20 protein-coding genes are annotated in these 22,867 nt (G+C 42.9%); 11 read left to right on the top strand and 9 right to left on the bottom strand.

Going from position 1 to position 22,867, the window contains the following annotated elements:
• Nucleotides 1-1,356 precede the first annotated feature (1,356 nt).
• Nucleotides 1,357-2,526 (top strand): RNA polymerase sigma factor RpoD, encoded by a 1,170-nt coding sequence (rpoD, locus tag V7L31_RS12130; protein ID WP_069073375.1) that lies wholly within the window; start codon nucleotides 1,357-1,359, stop codon nucleotides 2,524-2,526.
• Between the two features lie 133 nt (nucleotides 2,527-2,659).
• Here the strand turns inward: rpoD and V7L31_RS12125 are convergent, their stop codons facing one another.
• Together V7L31_RS12125 and gyrA are read right to left on the bottom strand one after the other, a co-directional pair.
• Nucleotides 2,660-2,845: a chlorophyll a/b-binding protein gene (locus tag V7L31_RS12125; RefSeq protein WP_179067968.1), complete on the bottom strand. Its 186-nt coding sequence runs from the start codon at nucleotides 2,843-2,845 to the stop codon at nucleotides 2,660-2,662.
• Nucleotides 2,846-3,304: 459 nt separating this feature from the next.
• On the bottom strand, nucleotides 3,305-5,878 hold the full coding sequence (gene gyrA / locus V7L31_RS12120) for a DNA topoisomerase (ATP-hydrolyzing) subunit A (protein ID WP_334696449.1): 2,574 nt from the start codon (nucleotides 5,876-5,878) through the stop codon (nucleotides 3,305-3,307).
• A 521-nt stretch (nucleotides 5,879-6,399) separates the two neighbouring features.
• On the opposite strand from gyrA, the gene V7L31_RS12115 reads away from it, so the two are divergent.
• Complete coding sequence (locus V7L31_RS12115) at nucleotides 6,400-6,798, top strand: response regulator (protein WP_292847718.1); 399 nt, start codon at nucleotides 6,400-6,402, stop codon at nucleotides 6,796-6,798.
• 194 nt (nucleotides 6,799-6,992) lie between these two features.
• Here V7L31_RS12115 and V7L31_RS12110 read toward each other — a convergent pair whose 3' ends face one another.
• Nucleotides 6,993-7,886: a tetratricopeptide repeat protein gene (locus V7L31_RS12110; protein ID WP_334696448.1), complete on the bottom strand. Its 894-nt coding sequence runs from the start codon at nucleotides 7,884-7,886 to the stop codon at nucleotides 6,993-6,995.
• A gap of 516 nt (nucleotides 7,887-8,402) precedes the next feature.
• On the opposite strand from V7L31_RS12110, the gene V7L31_RS12105 reads away from it, so the two are divergent.
• From V7L31_RS12105 to V7L31_RS12080, 6 genes are all read left to right on the top strand, one after another.
• The gene (locus V7L31_RS12105; RefSeq protein ID WP_334696447.1) at nucleotides 8,403-8,972 is read left to right on the top strand and encodes a hypothetical protein; all 570 of its coding nucleotides are present in this window, start codon (nucleotides 8,403-8,405) and stop codon (nucleotides 8,970-8,972) included.
• Nucleotides 8,973-9,077: 105 nt separating this feature from the next.
• Nucleotides 9,078-10,658, top strand: coding sequence for an efflux RND transporter periplasmic adaptor subunit (locus V7L31_RS12100; protein WP_334696446.1), 1,581 nt, complete (start codon nucleotides 9,078-9,080; stop codon nucleotides 10,656-10,658).
• 155 nt (nucleotides 10,659-10,813) lie between these two features.
• Nucleotides 10,814-12,094, top strand: coding sequence for an ABC transporter permease (locus V7L31_RS12095; RefSeq protein ID WP_334696445.1), 1,281 nt, complete (start codon nucleotides 10,814-10,816; stop codon nucleotides 12,092-12,094).
• A 45-nt stretch (nucleotides 12,095-12,139) separates the two neighbouring features.
• Nucleotides 12,140-12,409 carry a four helix bundle protein gene (locus tag V7L31_RS12090; protein ID WP_334696444.1) on the top strand — a complete coding sequence of 90 codons (270 nt, stop codon included), beginning with the start codon at nucleotides 12,140-12,142 and terminating at the stop codon, nucleotides 12,407-12,409.
• A gap of 117 nt (nucleotides 12,410-12,526) precedes the next feature.
• Nucleotides 12,527-13,198: an ABC transporter ATP-binding protein gene (locus tag V7L31_RS12085; RefSeq protein WP_292847700.1), complete on the top strand. Its 672-nt coding sequence runs from the start codon at nucleotides 12,527-12,529 to the stop codon at nucleotides 13,196-13,198.
• A 116-nt stretch (nucleotides 13,199-13,314) separates the two neighbouring features.
• A complete protein-coding gene (locus tag V7L31_RS12080) occupies nucleotides 13,315-14,751 on the top strand; it encodes a TolC family protein (protein WP_334696443.1) in 1,437 nt (478 codons plus the stop codon).
• A gap of 169 nt (nucleotides 14,752-14,920) precedes the next feature.
• On the opposite strand, the gene V7L31_RS12075 is transcribed toward V7L31_RS12080, so the two are convergent.
• The gene (locus tag V7L31_RS12075) at nucleotides 14,921-17,185 is read right to left on the bottom strand and encodes a cation:proton antiporter domain-containing protein (RefSeq protein ID WP_334696442.1); all 2,265 of its coding nucleotides are present in this window, start codon (nucleotides 17,183-17,185) and stop codon (nucleotides 14,921-14,923) included.
• Between the two features lie 254 nt (nucleotides 17,186-17,439).
• Entirely contained in the window at nucleotides 17,440-18,258 is an 819-nt protein-coding gene (locus tag V7L31_RS12070; RefSeq protein ID WP_334696441.1) for a class I SAM-dependent methyltransferase, read from the bottom strand.
• A gap of 6 nt (nucleotides 18,259-18,264) precedes the next feature.
• On the opposite strand from V7L31_RS12070, the gene V7L31_RS12065 reads away from it, so the two are divergent.
• Nucleotides 18,265-19,014 (top strand): class I SAM-dependent methyltransferase, encoded by a 750-nt coding sequence (locus tag V7L31_RS12065; RefSeq protein WP_334696440.1) that lies wholly within the window; start codon nucleotides 18,265-18,267, stop codon nucleotides 19,012-19,014.
• A 95-nt stretch (nucleotides 19,015-19,109) separates the two neighbouring features.
• Nucleotides 19,110-19,790, top strand: coding sequence for a Uma2 family endonuclease (locus V7L31_RS12060; protein WP_334696439.1), 681 nt, complete (start codon nucleotides 19,110-19,112; stop codon nucleotides 19,788-19,790).
• Nucleotides 19,791-19,823: 33 nt separating this feature from the next.
• On the opposite strand, the gene V7L31_RS12055 is transcribed toward V7L31_RS12060, so the two are convergent.
• Nucleotides 19,824-20,120 carry a hypothetical protein gene (locus V7L31_RS12055; RefSeq protein ID WP_334696438.1) on the bottom strand — a complete coding sequence of 99 codons (297 nt, stop codon included), beginning with the start codon at nucleotides 20,118-20,120 and terminating at the stop codon, nucleotides 19,824-19,826.
• A gap of 28 nt (nucleotides 20,121-20,148) precedes the next feature.
• The gene (locus V7L31_RS12050) at nucleotides 20,149-20,616 is read right to left on the bottom strand and encodes a VOC family protein (RefSeq protein ID WP_334696437.1); all 468 of its coding nucleotides are present in this window, start codon (nucleotides 20,614-20,616) and stop codon (nucleotides 20,149-20,151) included.
• Nucleotides 20,617-20,693: 77 nt separating this feature from the next.
• Between V7L31_RS12050 and V7L31_RS12045 the strand changes: the two genes are divergently transcribed.
• The gene (locus tag V7L31_RS12045) at nucleotides 20,694-21,197 is read left to right on the top strand and encodes a DUF4385 domain-containing protein (RefSeq protein ID WP_334696436.1); all 504 of its coding nucleotides are present in this window, start codon (nucleotides 20,694-20,696) and stop codon (nucleotides 21,195-21,197) included.
• Between the two features lie 325 nt (nucleotides 21,198-21,522).
• On the opposite strand, the gene V7L31_RS12040 is transcribed toward V7L31_RS12045, so the two are convergent.
• On the bottom strand, nucleotides 21,523-21,720 hold the full coding sequence (locus V7L31_RS12040; RefSeq protein WP_334696435.1) for a hypothetical protein: 198 nt from the start codon (nucleotides 21,718-21,720) through the stop codon (nucleotides 21,523-21,525).
• 236 nt (nucleotides 21,721-21,956) lie between these two features.
• A partial coding sequence (locus tag V7L31_RS12035) for a tetratricopeptide repeat protein (RefSeq protein ID WP_334696434.1) occupies nucleotides 21,957-22,867 on the bottom strand: 911 nt, incomplete at its 5' end.

Below are 22,867 nucleotides of genomic sequence, written 5' to 3'. Positions count from 1 at the left end.
ACATAATTTGCACATTAGCAATTTTTTCCAAAAAATTAATATTTGAGCGCTAGCAAAATTACCAACTTCGTTAGAAGCCTGAGTCTAGACAGTACTCTTTGCTCTGACTAACTGATTAATTTCGCCTAAACTAGAAACACGTTTGTTATAACCCCAGAAAATAACTGAATATCGTCTATCAAACAGCAATTAATAAGTATTCTGAGGATTTATCATCATAAGATGACAGAAACTCACCGAAATAAAAGTATTTAAATTTACAATTAAGTTACGTAAAAAAGCTTTGTAACTAAAATCATCAAGTAATATTCTGGGTTCTGTATGATGGCTGGTGGAAGTACACACCAGAAGTCTGAAAACTTGTTAATATCTTCATGTAGAGTCATGGCGATCGCGATTGTATCGTATGTATCTAATGTACTTTTGCCTAAGATAGGACTATATTGGCGAATTCGCAGGACAAAATGTTTTTGAATTGATTAAAATATCCTTGTATACAATAAGAAGAGTTTGTCAACTTTCATAGGGCTGAAATCGCCACAGTGCGCTAACGTGTGAATAAGGCCGAATTAGTGAAACCTAAATTGATCTCCGATCTGGTCGATTCCGTCACCGCCTTAACTCCTTAGTTAAGGTAGTTAGTACGCAGAAGGTTAACTGCTTTCAGGCAAGCACCACCACAGTTGTTGTATTTACCCAAGGTCAAGACCCACTTGAGTCTAAGGGATGCGTAATTTATGAAGGAAATGTAAAAATGGGTAGGTTAAGATTAATAGTCTGAGTTAACATAAAATACACTCTTCCTCAGTAATTAATGTTGTGTAAAATACATGAACTTCGGCAAAAGCAAACGTACTTACTTCGTAATGTCATAAGAATGTCACTGCAATTCCGAAAAGTGGAAAAAAAATTTCAGGGTATTAATCCCGTTTTTAATGTCTTTTTGGTGAAAGTGGCTAACAGTTGCTTAATGAATTCATGATTAATACACAAAAAGAGTGCAATTTCTGTGAAACAGGCTACAATCGGAAGAGTCTTTATAGGAAAATCTGCCAAACAGTCTGAACTCATTTGTATAGAGTGGCAAATTTTTTGAAAAAGGCAAGTCTTTATTTGACCAGCTAGTTGAAAGCAATATGTGATAGCAACACATATAACATTTACGAAAGTGAGCAAGTCACCTTTAGTAATTGCTGAAACTAAAGTAAAAACCCTCCTACCAAAGGAGTAAAACGTCCGAAAATATCTCTGGCAAATCTGCCAATAAGCTTATTTTCGGTTGGTAATTGGCTCGTTTAAAAGAGCAGTAAACACATCTTGAGTAATTGATTCTGCAAGGAGCATGAGGAACGCGGCATGAACCAGGCTAACAACGTACTCGAAAGCATATATCAGCCTGACCTAGAAATAATAAATCAGCCTGAGCTCGAGTTAGAAGAACTCTTAATAGACGATGAAGAGGACTTGCTGATCATCGATGAAGGTGACGAGGAATTTTTAGAGCCTCAGTCTGATGAGGACGACGCAAAGTCTGGAAAAGCCGCTAAATCGCGTCGTCGGACACAAAGCAAGAAAAAGCATTACACAGAAGATTCAATTCGGCTTTACTTGCAAGAAATTGGTAGAATTCGGCTGTTGCGGGCAGACGAAGAAATTGAATTGGCGCGGAAGATAGCCGATTTACTGGAATTAGAGAGGGTACGCGAAAGACTTTGTGAACAGTTAGATCGCGATCCTCGAGATAGTGAATGGGCAGAAGCAGTACAACTGCCACTACCAGCCTTTCGTTATCGTCTCCATGTTGGTCGTCGGGCGAAAGACAAGATGGTGCAATCTAACCTCCGTCTTGTAGTTTCAATTGCTAAGAAATACATGAATCGTGGTTTGTCGTTCCAGGACTTAATTCAGGAAGGCAGTCTCGGTTTGATTCGTGCCGCTGAAAAGTTTGACCACGAAAAAGGTTATAAGTTCTCCACCTATGCAACATGGTGGATTCGTCAAGCAATTACCCGTGCGATCGCAGATCAATCCCGCACAATTCGTCTTCCAGTTCACCTTTACGAAACCATTTCTCGGATTAAGAAAACTACCAAGTTGCTATCTCAAGAGATGGGTCGCAAACCCACTGAAGAAGAAATCGCCACTCGCATGGAAATGACCATTGAGAAGCTGCGGTTCATTGCAAAATCTGCCCAGTTACCTATCTCATTAGAAACGCCTATTGGTAAAGAAGAAGATTCTCGATTGGGCGATTTTATTGAATCCGATGGTGAGACACCAGAAGACCAAGTTTCCAAAAATCTTCTGCGCGAAGACCTTGAAAAAGTCCTCGACAGTCTCAGCCCACGCGAACGTGATGTTCTCAGATTACGTTACGGCTTGGATGATGGTCGAATGAAAACCCTTGAGGAAATCGGCCAGATTTTCAACGTTACCCGCGAACGGATTCGTCAAATTGAGGCGAAGGCACTCCGCAAGTTGCGTCATCCAAATCGTAATAGTGTTCTCAAAGAATATATTCGGTAGTCAATCAGTCATTGGTCATTAGTAAATAAACAAATGACAAATGACAACTGACAACTGACCTATAAATAAAAAGCCTGGTAGTGAATTCGCACTCCAGGTTTTTTTATTTATAGGTCATCTTAAATATTAAAACTTACAGGATGCCCCAAAAATGTAGGAAGCCTTGACCAGAAAAAACCTCGACTAAAATGGCTGCTGAAAAGCCAATCATTGCCAAGCGACCATTCCAAATTTCTGCTTGTGGGGTAAAGCCCCAACGCCAAGCGTTGCGATCTTCAATTATAGGAGTGGTGACTTTTGTTGTGCTTGCATTTGTCATGGTTAGGACTCCAAACTTATATTTTTAAGGTTTATTGCCTTATGTAAACTAATATAACAAATATTTTGAGAAAAGCAACATTTTTTATACTTTTGTTTCTATACCTTGACATCAATAGGAATAGCTATTTATACAAATCAAAACATCTGCCTCCAGTGAGATTTACTGAGGTAGAAGAGATGTTATCTAGATTTCTACTATCATAGATAATCTTATTTTTATTGAGAGTTATTATCAAATAATTCTTTTGTATTGCTTGATTTTCAATAGAGTTTGTTATTTTAAATTTAAAACTATTGATAATATATAGAGATATTGGAGTCAAATACTGCCCAGAACCCCGACTTCTTTAAGAACTCGGGGTTAATACTGTTCGGTTAAGACAAGAGACGCGATGAATCGCCGTCTCTACAATAATCAGTCTGTCGGAAACTGGGAACGAGATCAGCCCTACATAATTTACGATCGCACTTCAGCCACAGTAATGATTTTTTCATCGCGGCTGAGTTGAATAATGCTTTCACCTTTCACATCTCTACCTAAGAGTGGCACTGTTTCCACAGGGATTCGCACTACCCGTTCCTTATTCGTCACTAAAGCTACCTCGCCAGATGCGTTGGCGTAGCCCGCCGTACCACTTTGTGGAAGCAAGCTACGCGTAGCGTCTCCAAGAGTTGGCATCGCCATCACCATGCCAGCTAAGTTGTCAGTTTTGGTAGCAAATTTCAGCGCTTGCGTGCCTAAATCACCGCGATTAGCCGCTCTTAACTGACTCGCAGCCATCCGCTTGGCATATCCTTCTTGAGTAACTAGCAGCAGTTGGTCATCCTTACCGACAGTCACACAGCCAACCATTTGCTGATTTTTCAATAAGCGAAATGCTTGTAAACCCATCGCGGTGCGTCCCATAATCGGTAATTGTTCATCATTGACTGCAAAGCGCAAGATTCGCCCACCAGAACTAGCTAAAATCAGATGCTCCCCTGGAGCGATGAACTGGGTAAATGATAATTCATCATCGTCTTTGAGCTTCAAAATCGTGATTCCGCGCCGAGTCAGGTTAGTAAATTCTTCCAGAGACAGGCGCTTAATTCTTCCTTGTTTTGTTAGAAGAATCATCTGCTTAGTTGCGAGATTTTCTGGCAGCAAAAAGCGGCTGACTACAGCTTCTTGAGCGCCTTGAGCAGTACTACTCAGCATCGTAATCAAAGGTTTTCCCCGTGGAGAACGCCCAGTAGTTGGCGGAATTTCTCCCACATTCACCGGATACACTTTGCCACCACCCGTTAGTATTAGCAAGTCTTTCCCGGTGTCAGTCAACACAGTTTGGATAATGAAGTCATTATCATGTAGACCATTTTCAGCTTTTGACTTTCTCCCAGATGGTTGAGTGCGGCGGACATAACCCCGTTGAGTAAATTCTAAAATCGCTTCCTCTACTGGTTCAGAAGATTTAAGTTCCTCCTCCTGTGCCCCTCTGCTCCTGTGCCCCTCTGCTCCTGTGCCCCTCTGCTCCTCTGCCCTAGACTTCTGCTCCTCCCCAATTTTCGTCCGCCGGGGATCGTTGTACTTGCGCTTGAGCGATCGCAAATCTTTTTTCAGTGCCTTGAGTAATTCGCGGCGATCGTTGAGTAATTGCTCCAATAAACTAATTTGTTCGCTGATCTGCTCAAATTCTTGCTGCAAATTTTGCTGCTCTAAACTAGTGAGGCGGCGCAACGGCATCGCTAGAATTGCATCTCCTTGTACCTCACTCAAATCTAGTTGGCTACAAAGATTAATTTTTGCCGTACTACCATCGGGAGCTTGGCGTAAAATTTGAATTACCTCATCCAAATTAGATAGCGCTTTCAGCAAACCTTCCACCAAATGCACGCGACTTTGGGCTTTACCCAACTCGTAATTGTAGCGACGGTTCAGCGTCTCTTCTCGGAATCTCAAAAACTCCTGCAAGAGTTGGCGCAAACTTAATTGGCGGGGTTGTCCATCCACGATTGCGAGAAGAATTGCCCCAAAAGTCACTTGTAAAGCAGTCTGGTGATATAAATGCTGGAGAATTTCTTGGGGATTGGTATCGCGCTTGAGTTCAATTACCACCCGCATCCCTTCGCGATCGCTTTCATCTCGAAGATCGGAAATTCCTTGCAAGCGTCCTTGATTTACTAAGTCCGCTACCTTCTCAATCCAGGCAGCCTTATTCACCTGATAAGGCAATTCTGTAATGATAATTGCCGTCCGTCGCTTACTTCCCCTGCTGGCTGGAATTTCCTCTAAAGTTGCGACTCCCCGCAGCAGAATTCCACCTTTACCTGTGGTGTACGCTTCCCGAATTCCCGCTTCACCAATGATTTCTCCACCAGTAGGAAAATCTGGCCCTGGAATTAACTCAAATAATTTTTCATCTGGCAAATCTGGGTTGTCGATTAAGGCAATTAACCCATCGACAATTTCCCCCAAATTGTGTGGCGGTACATTTGTCGCCATGCCTACGGCAATCCCAGAACAGCCATTAAGTAACAGAAACGGCAACTGAGCAGGTAACACCGTTGGTTCTTGCTGTGAATTATCGAAGTTCCCGACAAATTCCACAGTTTCTTCCCCAATTTCTGTCAACATTCCCTCATGGCTGATGGGTGCGAGGCGCGTTTCTGTGTAGCGCATCGCTGCTGGCGGGTCATTATCGACACTGCCAAAGTTCCCGTGTCCTGCTAGTAAAGGATAGCGGCTAGAAAAATCCTGCACCAGCCTGACTAAAGCATCGTAAACTGATTGGTCGCCGTGAGGATGGTATTTACCCAACACATCACCCACTACACGGGCACATTTTCGATAGGGTCTATCTGGTACTAAACCGAGTTCGTGCATTGCATACAAAATGCGCCGATGCACTGGTTTTAAGCCATCACGCACGTCTGGTAGCGCTCGCCCGACAATCACGCTCATGGCATATTCTAGATAAGACCGCTGCATCTCGGTATGCAGGGCTGTTGGAATTACCTGTCCCGATGAGAGAAGGTTTAACTGTTTTGCCATGAGTTTTTTCCCTGAAATTTAACTACACAAAAGCCGATGGAACTCAACACTGCGGCAACCACAGCATAACGGATGAAATAGGATTCATAACAAAATTTTGATAGTCACAGAAAAAAAGCAGTAGTATCATCCTTGATGACGAGGATGCAATTGACTATTAAAAAGGATGCACACGAGTATAATCTACATAAACTTAGTAGCCATGATACTTACCGAAGAAGAATTCAGAATTCAGGAGACAGAATCCAGAATGGATTTTGTGGGACTGGATAGAGAATCGAGGTTTAAAGCAAGCGATTTTAAACGCGCGTGTCCGCTCTTAGCGTCTCCCCTTCTCCCAAAGGGAGAGGCTGCGCCAAGGGAGAAGAAAAAAATTTTTCCATGACTGTTACGCCTGACTTGACTGCTGGGTTATTCTGAATTCTGAATTCTGTTTTCTGACTCCTTTTGATCGTGATTGCATTTGTTAATTTTGAATTCTGGAATTCTTGAATCTCCTCACCTCTATAACTAAAATTCTCATGAAAACTGTTTTAATTGTTGAAGACGATCTAATTAATGCTCGTGTTTTTTCCAAAATTTTGTCCAAGCGTGGCGGCTTGGGTGTGAAACACACTGAAAATGTCGAAGAAGTCATAAAAATTGCCCAATCAGGAGAAGCCGACCTGATTTTGATGGATGTTTCTCTATCCAGAAGTGTTTACCAAGGTAAGTCTGTCGATGGCATCAAGATTACACAAATGTTAAAATCCGATCCAAAAACAGCAAACTTACCTGTGATTTTGGTAACAGCACATGCTATGGAAGGCGATCGCGAGAACTTTCTCAAGCAAAGCGGTGCTGATGGCTACATTTCTAAGCCAGTTGTTGACCATCAACTGTTTGTTGACCAAATCATCGCACTTCTACCCACAGACTAACACTGAGAATTAACGACTTATTTCAGGAATACTCGCCCGCCAATGTTTTTGGGCGAATAGTTCCTGTATTTTGTTAGTATATATGTACTACGAAAAGGTACTGTTATGCAAGAGGGGAATGGGAAGTGGGGAATAGGGAGAATAAAAAATTACCTCTTTCCCCTCTGCACCTCTGCTCCCCTGCTCCCCTGCTCCTATTGAGTAGGCTGTTTTCTAGGCGTAGGCGCTGATGATGAGTTTTCTCTTTGCTGTAGAGCTGCTTGAATACGGGGTAATTCTAGGAATTTTTTCGTATCAGACAGGAGGCGATCGCCCCAAAGATTTTCTTTGAGGAAATTCAAATTAGCATAGCGCGAATCGATACGGAGTGCAGCTTCTCCTAAGGTGAGTGCTTGTTGGCGATCGCCTTTAGTATAGAGTGCCACTGCCAAGGCTAATAAAGGTTCTGCGGCTTGTTTATCAAGGGTTACAGCCGATTGCCATCGCTTAATCGCTTCGGGGATATTACCCTGTTCGTAGTTGATTAAGCCAATATTGTTAAGCGCTGGCCAGAATTTTTTATCTTGAGAGACAGCTTTATCGTACTGGGCGATCGCATCTGGCAATCGACCCAGCAAATAATAAGCATTACCCAAATCAAATAAACCCTCTGGGTCATTGGGTTTTAACTTCAAACCATCTTGGTAATTGACAACAGCAGCCTGGTAATTTTTCTGTTGAAAATTAGCTGAACCCAAGGCAAACAAAATATCACCATTTTTGGGGTTGATAGATTGCGCTTTTTTTAGACTAGCGATCGCCCCGTCAAACTCTTTAGTTTGCAGTTGCAATCCACCTAACAGCAACCACACCTTATCATTCCCCGGAGCCAGTTGGCTAGCCAGCCTCGCTCGTGGCAAAGCTAAGTCAACCTGTTGAAACTGAGCTAGTTGAGCTGCCTCTTGTGCCAAGCTCAACCCCTGCTTCTCTAACTTTGTCGCATCTAGTTGCAGCGTGTGGGGTATTAATGCCTGCGCGTTAGCGGCTTTTGGCATACTCCACAAACTACAGATCATTAGAAAAGAAATCAAACGTACATATTTAGGCACACTACCGCCTTTAAGCCACTAATCAAAGAATCTTTCAGCTAGCTTAAACGATCTCCGCTGTTGACGGTAGCAAAATCTTACCAATCTTGGGGAGAGGGATGCAAGAAGAAGCAAGGGAGCAGGGAGCAAGGAAGAATAGTTTTCCCCTCCGCACCCTGCCCCTCTGCTTCTTTTCAATGCCCCTCAAGAGTACTGAGTAATGAGTGGGGGAGAAGAGGGAGCAGATAGCAAGGGAAAAGAATTTTCCCCTCCGTCCCCCGCACCCTGCCCCTCTGCCTCTTTTCAATACCAATCCCCATTAGAAAAACTTATTACTTTGGTCATACATCAGTCTGGGCTTACTAATGACTTTGGTCATACATAGGTTCGGAATTTTTGAGTGATAATCGTTATGTATGAATTTATACGGAGAAGTAAATATTAGACATCTTGATGCCAAAACAAAGCCAACTGTTTAAATTACTGAATCCGAACCTAAGCAAAATAGAACTTTAATGCAAATAAGGAGTTAATTTCATGTTGAAAGCCAACCGTTTATCGATAGTCTTAGCCGCTACTGCCTTGATCGTTGTTCCTACTCTTTTGACTGCGCCTGCAAATGCCCAGACGAAAGTCCAGGTTGTTGCTCAAAGGGATCAAGATCGCGATCGCGATGACAGACCCAATTCTAGAGAAGTTAGAACACCAGTAGACAGAGGCAATTTGAACCGCGACGGCAGACTCAATCCTGGAGAAGTCAGAAACTCTAGAGACAGGGATAATTGGAACCGCGACGGCAGAGCTTATCCCGTACAAGTCAGAAACCCTAGAGAGCGGGATAATTGGAACCGCGATCACCGCGACAACCGTGACAACCAATTCAATAACAGAGTAGTCAGACTTGGCAATGGTGACATCAGATATCCCAATGGGCAAATTATTCCTGCGAGATCCATAGCCAGACTGCGTAATCAAGGTTACTTCCGACTTCCCAACGGCGACATTCTTCTTCCCAATCAGGAAATTGTTCCCGCTGGGAGATTAGTGAGAGTGCGTGATGATTACTTCAGACTTCCTGATGGATTAGTATTGCAAATAAACCTTTAAAACAAACACTAAAAACCCAAAATCATTGTCAGTATAGCGCTACCAGGCTATAGTTTTAGCCGTGAATAACTAGCTTGGTAGCTGTTCTTTATAGACAAAATGGACATGAAAATTGATACACCAAATACCGTAGATTCTTCAGCATCAGTTCCAGAGGTAAAGAAAAAAAAGGGCAGACGCAATTGGCTTTCTTGGCTAATAGCTCTTTGCCTTGTGGGTGGAATTGGCTATGCCGTCTATTACCAAGTAACGGTTGCTCCCCGTCAAGAAGCTAGACGCCGGGTATTGACAAAGCCTGTAGAAAGGCAAAGTTTAACAATCACAGTTTCAGCAAACGGAACAATCAAACCTGAGCGGTCAATTAACCTCAGCCCGAAAAATTCTGGTATCTTGAAAAGCCTACTTGCAAAAGAAGGAGATATTGTCAAACAAGGACAGATTGTCGCCTACATGGATGATTCCAACCTGCGGGGGCAACTCACTTCTGCTCAAGGACAATTGGCACAAGCTGAGGCAAATTTGCAAAAAGCGATCGCAGGTAATCGTCCTCAAGATATTGCTCAAGCACAAGGAGTATTAGACGAAGCCGAGGCGAATCTGCAAAAAGTACAAACAGGCAATCGCTCTCAAGATATTGGTCAAGCACAGGCACGCTTGCAAAGCGCTCAAGCCGCTCTTCGCCAAGCAGAAGATAATTTTATTCGGAATCAACAACTTTACAATGCAGGCGGTATCTCCCTCCAAACTCTTAACCAAAATCGTTCCAGTCGCGACAGTGCCCAAGCTAATGTAAATGAAGCACAGCAAGCACTGGCTCTGCAAAAAGCCGGGTCACGTCCAGAAGATATTCAGCAAGCACAAGCTGTAGTGAAGCAGAGACAGCAAGCTTTGGCACTGATTAAAGCTGGAACCCGCCAAGAAGATATTAACGCAGCCCGTGCCCAGGTAACATCTGCTCGTGGATCGCTGCAAAACATCCAAGCCGAAATCAACGACACGATTATTCGCGCACCCTTTGAAGGTGTGGTGACAAAGAAATATGCCGATCCTGGTGCTTTCGTGACACCCACAACTGCCAGTAGTGAAGTCGCTTCTTCTTCTTCTTCTTCAATCTTGTCTTTAGCTTCAACCAATGAAGTTGTCGCCAATTTAGCGGAAACAAATATTTCCAAAATCAGCCTTGGTCAAAAAGTCTCGATTAAAGCAGATGCCTACCCAGGAAAAACCTTTGAAGGTAAAGTGAGCCAAATTGCTGCCCAAGCAATCGTAGAGCAAAACGTTACCAGTTTTGAAGTGAGAGTATCACTTTCAGACCCTCAAAGACTACTACGGTCTGGGATGAATGCAGAAGTAGATTTTCAAGTCGGTCAAGTTGCAAATGTTCTAGTAGTACCAACGGCCTCAGTGGTGCGCCAAGAAAATGCCACAGGTGTGTTTGTGGCAGGGAAGAATAACAAACCTGTGTTTACTCGTATTGAGACTGGTGTCACTGCCAATAACTTTACCGAAGTTAAATCGGGATTGACAGGAGACGAAAGGGTATTACTCAGTTTTCCCCCAGGATCGCGTCCGCAATCAACACCAAGAGGAGGAGTTTTCCCTGGTTTAGGTGGAGGTGCAGGCGGTGGCGGTGGCGGAAGAGGAGCCGGTGGCGGCGGAGGTCGTTCCGGCGGTGGTTCCCCTTAAAGTTAGTTTTAACAATAAAGAATTCAGGAGTTAGGAGTCAGAATTCAGTGTGAATTCGAGTTTGACTAGCGGATAAATATGTGGGTTTAATTCCTCCACTAATTGATTCTGAATTCTGGATTCTGAATTCTGCATTCTTCTTTAAATACAACATTATGTTTAAGATATTTAAGGGCTTTTCCAAAACTAAGAATACCCGCACAGTACCGTTTCTGGAAATCTTGACAATGGCGGCAGAGACTTTGTGGAGTAATAAATTACGCACAAGTCTCACTATGTTGGGCGTGATTATTGGGATTTCTTCAGTTATTGCCATTACCTCTGTCGGTCAAGGGGTACAAAAGGGGGTTGAGCAACAGATACAAGCATTGGGTACAGATGTCATCCAAATCTTGGCGGGTGCGGCTAGAAGTGGGAATGTCCGTCAAGGAGTTGGTTCTAGCAGTACCTTGACTTGGGAAGATGCTAAAGCGATCGCTACACAAGCGCCATCAGCACAGATGGTTTCTGCTTATCTCCAACGCAGCGCCCAAGTTGTCTATGCTGGACAGAATACTTCAACAACCATTTATGGCACAGATTTAAACTACCCAGAAGTCAGAAATACTCACCCCCAACAAGGGAGATATTTTACTCAAGAAGAACTAGATACTGCCGCCCAGTTTGCCATTCTTGGCCCTACAGTTCAAAAAACACTTTTTGACCAGGGAGCCAATGTCATCGGCGAGAAAATTCGGATTCAGGGAGAAGCTTATGAAGTGATTGGAGTGATGGAACCTAAAGGTTCTCAGGGGCCGATGGATCGAGATGACCAGATTTTCATTCCTCTCACTACTATGTCAAAGAGACTAGTTGGGAACAATGCCCTAGTAGGCGTTTCTGTAAATGGAATTTTAGTCAAAGGCGCTAATCAGGAGCAGTTAGAAGCCGCTCAGTTTCAAGTTACCAATCTCTTACGCCTGCGTCACAACATTTATCCACCACAAGCTGATGATTTTCGGCTGACTAATCAAGCTGATATTGTTAGTACCTTTACTAGTGTTGTGGGTTTGTTTACAGTTATGGTGGTAGCGATCGCGGGAATTTCTCTGGTGGTTGGTGGCATTGGTATTGCTAATATTATGCTAGTTTCTGTGGTTGAGCGGACGCGAGAAATCGGGATTCGCAAAGCTGTAGGGGCAACTAATTCGGCAATACTTAATCAATTTTTAGCCGAAGCGATCGTGATTTCCATTGTCGGCGGATGTATTGGTATGACAGTTGGTATTTTATTAGCCTTTATAGCTTCAAGCATTTTCAAATTTCCGTTTATAATTTCTTTCTTGTCGATCGTTGCTGGCTTTGGACTCTCGTTAACCGTTGGCTTAATTGCTGGCGTGATTCCAGCACGGAATGCATCTAAATTAGATCCAATTAACGCTTTAAGAAGCGACTAACTTAAGAATGCTGAGTAATGAGTAATGAGTAATGAGTAATGAGTGATGAGAGTTCATTTAATGGTCAGTAGAATGAGTAAAGTTGAGCGATTTGAAGACTTGATTGCTTGGCAAAAAGCAAGAATCCTTACTACAGATATTTATCAGGTTAGTCAGCAGGGCGCGTTTGCTAGAGACTTTGGATTATCGGGACAAATACAAAGGGCAGCAGTATCTATTATGTCTAACATTGCGGAGGGTTTTGAAAGAAGTTATTTAGAAAAATTTCATCAGTTTCTTTCCATAGCCAAGTCATCCTGTGCAGAATTGCGTTAGCAATTAACACTGTCCTAAACTATGTGACTACGGCTACAAATTAACTTTCATTACTCACTACTCACTACTCACTACTCACTACTCATTACTCATTACTCATTACTCATTACTCAGCTTATGCCAACAATGATTTGGATGGAATCTATTACTAAAACTTACCACTTGGGAGAAGTTAGTGTTCCAATACTGAAGGGAATTCAACTCTCTATTGAGGAAGGGGAATACGTCTCGATTATGGGTGCGTCAGGTTCCGGTAAGTCAACGCTCATGAATATTTTGGGATGTTTAGATCGTCCCACAACTGGAGATTATATTTTTGAAGGCAGAAATCTGACTACTTTTGATGATGATGAATTAGCCTATATCCGCAATCAAAGGATTGGTTTTGTGTTCCAACAATTTAACCTATTGGCGCGGGCGACAGCATTGGAAAACGTGATGTTACCAATGGTTTACGCTAACTTACACAAGGCAAAACGCCGAGAAAGGGCATTAGAAGCCTTAGAAAAGGTAGGATTAGGGGAACGCATAAGTAACCGTCCTAGTCAATTATCTGGCGGACAACAACAACGGGTAGCGATCGCTCGTGCTTTGGTCAATCGACCTGCATTAGTTTTGGCAGATGAGCCAACAGGAGCTTTAGATACTGAAACTTCCCATGAGGTAATGAGCTTGTTGACTGAACTTAATGACCAGGGAATCACCATTGTGATAGTCACTCATGAGCCAGATATTGCTGCTCAAACCAGAAGGATTATCCGAGTTCAGGATGGTTTGATTGTCGGCTAATTTGTTAATATCAACCAGTTGAGGGGAGATTTACAATTCAAAATTCTGTAGATTAATCAAAATGAAAACTTTGATTTTATCCTCAAAGAAACCCAATTAATGACTACATCTAGATTATGAATTTCAGCTTGTTTTTCGTGCATTCTACCTGGATTAGTGTCGCGTTTGCTGTAGCCTTGCCGTCAAGTATGGCTCTTCTTTTTCCCACTTTAGCCAGTGCTGCAACTCCCCCAAAACCTCAGAATTCCTCAAGTTCTACACAGGCTCCTGATTACCTCAACCCTAATGCCAATCCTCTCCAATTTCCCACAAAACCGGATGAGGTAAAGATCCAGGGAACTGTGCCAATCACTTTAGCACAAGCTTTGGAACTAGCACAACGCAACAATCGAGACTTACAGGTAGCGATATTACAGCTAGAACGCAGTCGTTCATCTCTACGCGAGTCTCAAGCTGCCTTATTTCCTACTCTGGGAATCAATGGTAGTCTAACCAACAGTGGTAATGGTTTTGTTAGCAATTCATCTCAACCCAGCACTTCTTTCAATGGTTCAGCACAACTGAATTATAATGCTTATACTTCCGGGAATCGAGAGGCAACTATCCGGGCAGCTGAAGAACAACTACGTGTGGATGAACTGAATGTTGAAAGTCAGTCTCTCACAATTAGGTTGAATGCCACCACTCAATACTACGATTTGCAACAAGCCGATGAAGAAGTAAGAATTAATCGGTCTGCTGTGGAAAATGCCCAGGCTAGTTTGCGGGATACTCAAGCTCGACTAAGTGCTGGAGTAGGTACGCAATTTGATGTGCTGCAAGCTCAGGTGAATTTAGCAAATGCCCAACAAGTTCTGACTAATGCTATCTCACAACAGCGAATTGCCCGTCGTCAGCTTGCCACTCTGCTAAGTTTGTCGCAGTCAGTTGATATCAGTGCCGCCGATCCCGTACAATTATCGGGTCTTTGGCCGGAGACAGTAGAACAAAGTATTGTGCAAGCGTTTCAAAATCGTCCAGAATTACAACAGTTTTTAGCACAACGTAATATTTACGAGCAACAGCGACGACAGGCACTTTCACAGCTAGGGCCACAGATTAGTTTGGTAGGCAGCTACAACGTGCTAGATCGGTATAACGATGGCGTCAGCATTACTGATGGGTATTCCGCAGCAATTCAAGGAAGTCTAACTTTGTTTGATGGGGGTGCAGCAAGAGCGCGTGCGGCTCAATCGAAAGCGAATATTGCGATCGCAGAGACTCAATTTGCTACCCAGCGCGACCAAATTCGCTTTGATGTGGAACAGTACTACTCTCAATTGCAATCCAATTTAGATAATGTGCAAACTTCTAGTGTGGCTTTAAATCAAGCTAGAGAAGCTCTGAATTTAGCAAGGCTGAGGTTTCAAGCTGGTGTAGGCACTCAAACAGAGGTAATCTCTGCTGAAAATGACCTGACAAGAGCAGAAGGTAATCGAGTCACAGCTATTTTGGATTACAATCGCGCTTTAGCTAATTTGCAAAAATCAGTCACTTCCAGAGCTTCGCGTTAAGGTCAAACAATTTTGGATTTTAGATTTGCAATTTTGGATTGCTCAAATCATTAGACATCTGGTGAAAGTAAATATGCGTTATCCAGAAACTTTGTAGAGACGTAGCACTGCTACGTCTCTACATTCATTTTTTACAGCCTTGAAGCAACTGGGTTTATACTCAGCACTCTTATGGCACTGTAATAACCGCTACTGGGCAATGGGCTTTACTTAAAATTGCATCAACTCTGTGACCGAAGAAAACGCGACCTGTAACCATGCGGATGCTACTTCCGAGAAGAATCAAGTCAACTTCTTGGGTTTGGGCAAACTTAAGGATTTCTCTTTCGGGGCTGGTTCCTTGAAGAATATAGGTTTTGACATCAGCACCCAGATTACGGCCAATTGCGGCTTGCTGTTCGAGCAAATCGTGGGCAATTTCCTTGACTGGATTTAGCGATCGCTGTTCATAAAGAATATACTCAACCTGTGGTAAGTTAATCACGTTAACAATCATCACTAATGCCCCGGTTTGAGCTGCGATCGTGCTTGCCATCTCTACGGCATTTTTGCTATATTCTGTCCCCACCGTTGGCACGAGAATTTTTTTCAGTTGTTGTTGAGGGATTTTGCATATCTCGCCTTTGGATTGGGGTAAGTGCGACTTCACCACCATCGTTGCACAAGGCGCTTCTTGTACAACCCGGTCAACAAGCAAATTAAATAATGCTTTCTGGGGGCGGATCTGTTCAGAAGCTCCCAATACAATTAAGTCATAATTTTTGTTCGCTTCATTTAGAATTACCTGCGCTTTATTACGCCCAGACTCCGTTTTTGTTTGCAGGGTGGTATCAGCCGGGAGCCGCATTTCCTCAGTCACAGAAGCTAAAGCTTGCTCGGCGGCAGTATCTTTAACCTGGGTTGCCTCCGTCCGGCGGGCTTTGCTTTGAGGTTGCTTATCACTCAGGGCATATAGAGAGGTAACTTCTATCGAGTTTTGGTGAGCCATGTAACCAACTAATTGCGCCGCCAATTGGATGTTAGGACCACCACTAGTAGGTATTAAGACACGCTGAATCTGTTTGATAAAGCTGCGGCTATCTTGCTCTTCTTGTTCCAAACGTCGAGCTTCCTCTTCACTCATAACTACTTTTGACAAAGACCAGCGCAAAAGGGGCGGAGCCATTAAGGAAGTGACGATCGCTACCATCACAATAATCGAGTACATTTGGGGATTCAGCACTCCCAAAGATAAACCAATGGTAGCAACGACAATTTCCATCGCCCCGCGAGCATTCATCCCCGAACCCATCGCCAAACCTTCCCAGTGACTCAAGCCGCCGACGCGAGAACCAATGTAAGCACCTGTAAATTTACCAACACAGGCGACAGCGAGAACAATTAAGCCAAATATTAACGTTTGGGGGACTAACAAGGTTAGCAAGTTAACTTTTAAGCCAGCTGAGGCAAAGAAAATTGGCGCTAAAAAGGCTGCTGTGAAGACTTCTAGCATGTGTCCGGCTTCATTGCTAAAGCGGCGGGATTGACCTGCGAGAATCCCCAGGACGAAAGCACCTAATGCTGCTTCTAAACCTAATGCGTGGGTAAGTGCTGCTGCCGAGAGCGAAAGAATCAGCACAACCGAGATACTAGCGGCGATGCCACCAACGTAGTCATCAACCCAGCGTAAAATCTGATCTACAATAGTACGCCCGATTGTGAAGGCGATCGCGAGAAACAATATAGCCGCACTCACGGAATGAAAAATTGTCCCAAAATCAAATTTGCCGCTACTAGCTAGACCTGAAACCACAGAAAGTAAAATCCAGCCGATGGTGTCGTCGGTCATCCCTGCTGCTAAGGTAACTTGACCAATGTCACGGCGAATCAGGTTTAAGTCCATCAGCACTTTTGCAATCACTGGCACTGCTGAAATACTCATTGCTGTAGCGATGAACAGACTGAATACTAGTCGCTTTTCTGGGTTGGCTAAAAAACTATCTGGTAATAGCCAGCCCAGTCCAAATCCGGTGATAAAGGGGATAATAATTCCGCCCAGCGAGATGAGTAGAGCCGTTTTACCTTTGCGAAGAATCAGCTTGAGATCCGTTTCCAACCCAGTTACAATCAGCAAAAATAACACACCTAACCAAGAAATCACCGAAAGTAAATTAGATTGTTCTTGACTTTTGGGAAAGATGAGCGCCTGTAAGTCGGGAAGCAGCAAACCAAATAGAGAAGGCCCAAGCAACACACCTGCGAGTAATTCTCCAACAACAGGCGGCAGATTAATCCGGCGCATCAACTCACCTAATCCCCGCGCTACCAAAAGCAACAGTGACAGTTGTACTAGCACCAACAGCAACTCATGATGACCGAGAGGTTTAATTACACCATCACCTACTACTTTCTGTGCAGCGAGTACAGGCACTAATATCAGGGACAGGTTTTGCATAATGTCCAAAGGTTGGTTTAAAGGGGTTGCTTAAGTAAATCCTGAAAATGTTTACTTTCACATCGGCCTATGAGATTAAACTGTCATTATCCTGAGACATTTGGTAAAAATGATATGGGCTACAATTCGGGAATTGTGTTTACCAATGATTTCGGGCAACCCATAATTAATTTTTGGAGATGGGTATGTATTAATGGCAAGATGATTGTGTGCGATCGCCCGAAGTTATCAAAAGTAAATTTTTGATCGTCAACTTATTTTCTGGCGCGAACAAAAAGCTTTGTAGTGTCTATCCAAATACCTCGATCGGTTGCTAGTTTCTCAATTTCTGCTTGATATTCAACTTGCAACTGATTTAATTTATCTGGTGATAATGTTGACAAGAAAGGATTACCTTTAAAATTTATCTTAAGTACTGTCTCAGATAATCTGCTATCCGTAAGCTGGCGATAACGTCCTGATGGCTCAATCTTAATTTCGATATCTCTAAAACCTGCCTGGTTGAGCAAATTTCGACATTTTTCTGGAGTTCCAAGTGGTTCAAGGATGTGTGGTAATGACACACCCAAAACTCTAGCGCAAACCCTCTGTTGAATAGATGCTATTAAAGCAGTTTCGGGAGGACAGGTAAATGCTACATACCCTCCTGTTTTCAAGTAGCTGTACCACTTTTGCAAGGTAGCAAGGATATCAGGAAAAAGTACAATGGCTTCACAGCAAAAGACAGCATCAAAACTACTATCACTAAAGTTTAAATATTCTGCATCCGCTTCAATCAACTCGATATTTTGTAATTTTGCTGCGGCAATCTTTTGTCTTGCTTGCTGCAACATTCCAGGGGTCATGTCAATTCCAATCACGTAGCCCTCTGAACCAACTTTTTCAGATGCGGGTATAGCAAGTAAACCTGTTCCAGTCGCCACATCAAGAATTTTCTGTCCCGAATGTAGTGGAACAAATTCAAGTAAAATTTTGGCTTCTAGAGGATGGCGAGTACCTTCTTCATGGTCATAAGTTGTTCTACTACCATAAAATTCTCTTAGTTGCTGCTTATAATTATCTAGATCAGTCATAACCAAATGTTAAATTTTCTCCACTTTATAGTAGCTCTTATTGTGATATTGAGTTGCTGGTTGCTGAATCCAACCCTGACAGCACAAGCCGCAACTTCATCCACCACTGTTTACGAACAACGGATAATCCACAGTCCAGATGGTATCGGCAAATATTACATGGGGCGCGAAATCGCCCAAGTGATGGGATACACCAGCGCTGGCTGGCTAGAACGTCCCAGCCGAGAGGGAGACGAACAGCCAAGTAAAGTAGTTAACGCCCTCAATCTGAAACCTCATGATGTAGTGGCAGATATTGGCGCTGGAACAGGTTACTTCAGCTTTCGCATCGCGCCGTTATTAACAGCAGGTAAGGTGTTGGCTGTAGATGTTCAACCAGAAATGTTAGAAATCATTGAGTTGTTCAAAAAAGAGAAAAATATCACCAATGTTGAGCCAGTTTTAGCAACCCTTAACTACCCCAATTTACCATCTGAAAGTATTGATTTGGCATTGATGGTGGATGCTTACCATGAACTTGAGTATCCCCAAGAAGTGATGCAAGGAATTGTGAAAGCACTTAAACCAGGTGGTCGAGTAGTTTTGGTTGAGTACCGGGGTGAAAATCCTTTTATTATGATTAAAGGTCTGCATAAGATGACTCAAAAGCAAGTCCGTAAAGAAATGCAAGCTGTTGGTTTGGTTTGGCGTGAAACTAAAAACTTGTTACCTCAACAGCATTTAATGGTGTTTGAGAAACCCAATACTAATTCGTAATGACACTCGTGGACTCGCTACCGCTACGCTAACGTAATTCGTAATTAAGGTGTCAAGCCATAATAAAGTAAAACTTCTTGCTATCTAGGAAAATCATGGTCAACCTATCATTCAAGCAGCGAATTCCTCCTTTAGAAAATGGCGATCGCCTCACTCGCTACGAATTTGAACGACGCTATCAAGCAATGCCCCGTCATCAAAAGGCCGAATTAATTGAAGGAGTTGTATACTTGGCATCCCCATTACGTTTTGAAAGTCATGCTGAACCACATGGTCATGTAATTGGTTGGTTGTGGACTTACGAAATTGCCACTCCTGGTGTGAGATTGGGAATTGAGCCAACAGTCCGCTTAGATCGGGATAATGAACCGCAACCAGATGGAGTGCTATTAATCACACCAATATCTCAAGGACAATCTCGTTTGAGTGATGATGATTACATCGAAGGTGCGCCAGAACTCGTAATAGAGATAGCAGCTAGCAGTGTTGCTATTGATTTACATGACAAGAAAAAAGTCTATGGTCGTAATGGGGTAAAAGAATATATTGTTTGGCAAATATTTGAAAACAAATTAGATTGGTTTCGCCTGCGACAAGGAGAATATGTATCCTTAGAACTGGATGCAGATGGAATTATCAAAAGTCAAGTATTTCCGGGTTTGTGGTTGTCAACGTCAGATTTACTTGTTGGCAATATGCCGCAAGTATTGGCTGTGTTGCAGTTAGGATTAAATTCGCCAGAACATCAAATATTTGTGCAGCAATTGTCTAGTTAGAATTCAGGGAAACATTTGATGATTATTTTGGCATTAGTCTATTTTTTGGGGAATGAGACTAGCGCTTTTGGTTGCACTATCCCAAACAATCCAGCTAAGAGAATTATCTAAATCATCGGGGCTATTTGAAACTTTAAAATAAAGCTTTTCTGCACGTTTTCTTTCAATAGCAAAGTCGGCATTTTGAGCATAAACGACGATAAAACCTTTGTCTCGCAAACAATACATCGCCCAAGCTTTCAATGAGTGCTTGTACGGTTCGTGTGGAATTGGCGGTTTTACGATCGCGTCTTCAATTACTTGAAATATTTGCGTGAGGTTTGCGGTCATAGTAGATACTCTTGTGATTACCCCTAATTTAACTAGCTTCTGGATCGCAACGGATTTCAATCATAAAGCCATCTGGATCGTAAAAATACACTCCTCTACCAGTAGGACGAGTAACTGGGCCGTGTGCGATCGCTATTTTATTTTCTCTGATTACTGTCACCGCGCGATCGAATAACTGTGGATCGATATCAAAAGCCAGATGGTAGGCTCTAGTGAAGGTCTTTTCGGGGTTTGGGTTTGGTGGTGTTAAATCGGGTTCCCCAAATAAATCGAGGATTGTACCATCCGGGGTGATGAAGTTGGCTACTTTTCCAGATGTGACGAGTTCCACGAGAGTTGCAGGTACTTCGTCGCCTGTGAGTTCGTGCAAACCCAAGATTGTACCATAAAAGTAGCGGGAAGCCTGCATATCCTGGACGTTGAGGGCAATATGATGTACTTTACGCAGATTTCCTGGCGCAAGGACATTGTTTAGGGATTGGGTGCTGGATAGCATAGTAGAACAAAATCTCAATACTTAGATAGAAGTTGAACTTTTTTCTTAAAGCTTACTATTTATAATAAAAATCTATCATGGCTTTTGATTATTCTTTAGACTTTAAAGTTATTGATTTTCGCCAACATCCTGAACTCTATCGTGTTGGCAAGGGTGAGCAGGGTGTACTTTTGGTTGAACCATACAAATCAGAAATTCTTCCTTACTGGCGGTTTAAAACTCCTGAGATTGCTAGAGAGTCGAGTGAAAAAATTTATGAGATGTTTCTTGATTATTTAGATAAAGATGATTTTGTTGGTGCTGATATGGCACGGAAGTTTATCCAAATGGGTTATACTCGCTCTCGCCGTTATGCTAATCATAAAAGTGGCAGAAAGTATAAACAAAATTCGGAAACTTCAGATGCCAAAAAAGAAATTCTTCCTTATGAAGTAGACCCCGTGAAAGCGGAATCAGCAGCAATATTTAAAGCTAAGTGGTTACAAGCAAAGACAAATGAGAAATATCAAGAGCTTTTAGCCAAACATAAGCAGATGTATGACAATATCTCACCTTCGCAAATAAATATACCTGGCGATTAGAAATCGCGTCTACACAAACAAAGTCCGCCTGCGCGGACTCAAAAATTTGAAACTCAGGTTGGTGGGTTTTGTCTGTATCGCCGCAAAGTTCATTTGCTAGGGCGAGTATCTGAGGTGGATGAACGGAGTTCTGAACTTCGTCTATGAGTCTTTGAACTCCGTAAACTTGGCGTTATCGCCAATTAATTTAAGAGTAAGGTGATTGCATTTCCCCTTCACCAAGCCGACAAAAATCATTAATATCCCCGACTTCTTGAAGAAGTTGGGGATCTGGATAGCAACAAATTACTGCATGAACTTTTGCATTATTCTTTCGCAAACCCAATCAATCATCACTTGCATCGTCAATCATTTCTGGTACTAAAGCTGGGTTACTTTTACGTTCTTCTGGTGATTGCTCCCGGATAACATCGTCGATTCTCCGAGGGTGTTTGATTTTGTCGAGTAGCTCTGGACTTAATTGTAATGCCTCACCTTCTGGATTCGACTTTTCAGCTTGATTAGGAACTGTTTCTTTATTCATCACTATTTCCCCAAACTTATAAGCCAAGCTTAAGTTTTTTGTGGTGAGGTACACACTATCTTGAGACTTAATTTCAGATAGCGGTGGGTAAGAAATGCGTCACCCAACAACCCATCGTACTCTTACGGAAAAGCAAGCTACGGGTAGCGTCTCGCAGAGAAAACATCGCGCTTTGGAGATTAAAGATTCAGCAACGCAGCAAAAACGGAGTTTCCTCGGTGCGCTCGCATTTCCCCTTATTCACCCATTGAAACTTGACTGCGCTCAAACAACCACCCATCGCCGACTATCTCCTCTAGGCGTTGATTGAGTCGAGGGAGGAAATAATCTGGATCAATTTGCTGGGTAAACCAAGTATCAAACGCTTCCTGTGTTTCAATTCCTTGGGCACTTGCTGCACCTGATATAATTTTGAAACTATCCTCCTGAAGTTCCTCTAACTGGGGATGACCTTCACCTCGGCGGCTGCAAAAGAACATTGCAGTTGCTCCTAACACAGCTTCTAGTTCATCGCCTTGAGGAACTCTATTATATAAAACACGGATAAGTCTAATGGTTTGTCCTAAAGGTGCTTGAATTCTCAGCGTCAACCAGATTGCTTGAGCTAGGTAAACTAAACCGTTACTTTCATCTGTTAAACCTAAATTACCCAGAACTGTTACCAAATCACTATATGCACGAACCTGTGTAAGTGCTGAAACAGCTTGTAGATTTAGTTCTAATTGCTTAGGTTTATCTCCAGTTTCACCTGCCCAATAAGCCATATTTGCCAGAGTAGCGGCTTTACCTTTGACATCGCCAATCTGCTTAGTTATTTCCAAGGATTGCTCCCAGAGTGCGATCGCTCTCGGTATGTCCCCTTGTTGGGCGAATACCCCTGCCATGTTGTTGAGGGTAGTGGCTTTACCTTTGACATCGCCAATCTGCTCCTTTATTTCCAAGGATTGCTCCCAGAGTGCGATCGCTCTCGGTATGTCCCCTTGGTCGGCGATTACCTGTGCCATGTTGTTGAGAGTAGTGGCTTTACCTTTGACATCGCCAATCTGCTCCTTTATTTCCAAGGATTGCTCCCAGAGTGCGATCGCTCTCGGTATGTCCCCTTGGTCGGCGATTACCTGTGCCATGTTGTTGAGAGTAGTGGCTTTAC

The sequence above is a fragment of the Nostoc sp. genome (genome assembly GCF_036916655.1).
Lineage (GTDB): Bacteria > Cyanobacteriota > Cyanobacteriia > Cyanobacteriales > Nostocaceae > Nostoc.
Note: the sequence above shows the minus strand (reverse complement) of the source record. Positions and strands in the feature narration are given on the sequence as shown.